Source organism: Pectobacterium artocarpous (genome assembly GCF_046159765.1).
In the GTDB taxonomy this organism is placed as follows: domain Bacteria; phylum Pseudomonadota; class Gammaproteobacteria; order Enterobacterales; family Enterobacteriaceae; genus Pectobacterium.
The window spans coordinates 1-1,189 of the sequence record NZ_JBJXVK010000058.1 but is presented as its reverse complement, the minus strand read 5'-3'; the positions used below and the strand labels follow the sequence as shown (position 1 = coordinate 1,189).

Sequence of the window (1,189 nt, the reverse complement as noted above, 5' to 3'; positions counted from 1 at the left end):
TGTAAGCGCACCCGTTTTAGTTCCACACACTTTTTGAGATTTCCGGGTTTTCAGCCATCAGCCGATATTCCTCCGGCGTCAGATTATTCAGCGATTCATGGGGACGCTCGCTGTTATATTCATGCAGCCAGCGCTCCGTAATTTCCCTGACCTCATTCAGTGTTCTGAACTGGTAAAAATCCAGTACTTCTGTTCGATACGTCCGGTTAAAACGCTCGATAAAGGCATTCTGTGTTGGCTTGCCCGGCTTAATAAATTCCAGAGCTACACCATGCTCTTCCGCCCATTGTGCCAGCGTCAGCGACACCAGCTCTGGACCGTTATCCATCCGCATCTTTAGCGGATATCCTCGGTTCGCCACTATCCTGTCCAACACACGAACAACGCGTTGAGCCGGGATATTCAGGTCAATTTCTATCGCCAGCACTTCTCGATTAAAATCATCCACCACGTTGAACGTGCGAAAACGCCTGCCACACACCAGTGCATCATGCATAAAATCGACTGACCAGCTCTGATTCAGGTGTTCCGGCGTCACCAGCGGTGCTGGGTTACGCATGGGCAAACGTTGCTTTCCTTTACGACGAAAATTCAGTTTCAGTAAGCAATAAATACGATGAACGCGTTTATGGTTCCACGCATGTCCCTGCCTGCGTAGCTTCTGGAACAACTTCTTGAAGCCGTATCGCGGATAGCGTTCCGCCATTTCAGTCAGTGCCTGAATGACCGACTCATCACGCCGGGTGTCAGGCTGATAAAAATAAACCGTCCTGCTCAACGATAACGTCCTGCATGCCTGGCGGATGCTCATCGTAAACTGTGTGGTCAGATAACTGACGAGCTCACGCTTTATCGCTGGTTTTAAAGCTTTTTTTCAATAACATCTTTGAGTGCCCGGCACTCCAGACTTAAGTCGGCAAACATCTGTTTCAGGCGCCGGTTTTCGTCCTCAAGATCTTTCATCTTTTTGATATCAGAGGCTTCCATACCACCAAACTTTGCTTTCCAGTTGTAGTACGAGGCTTCAGATATTCCCGCTTCGCGGCAGACATCTTTTACTGTTCTGCCGGCTTCGACAGACTTCAAAACAGCGATGATCTGGTGTTCAGTAAATCGGGCTTTACGCATGGCGATCTCCTCACAGGGACATAATCAGTATGTCGGAAGATCTCTAAAAGTGAATGGTTCG

Annotated in this window: 1 protein-coding gene; it reads right to left on the bottom strand. The window is 48.6% G+C overall.

Features of this window, described 5'->3' with window-relative positions; genetic code table 11:
• Nucleotides 1–16: 16 nt before the first annotated feature.
• Nucleotides 17–1,128 (bottom strand): IS3 family transposase gene (locus ACKQAD_RS20230; protein WP_409161752.1). Its coding sequence is split into 2 segments (ribosomal slippage): nucleotides 17–867 and nucleotides 867–1,128, totalling 1,113 coding nucleotides; the frame shifts between segments, so codons are not numbered across the junction.
• Between the last annotated feature and the right edge of the window lie 61 nt (nucleotides 1,129–1,189).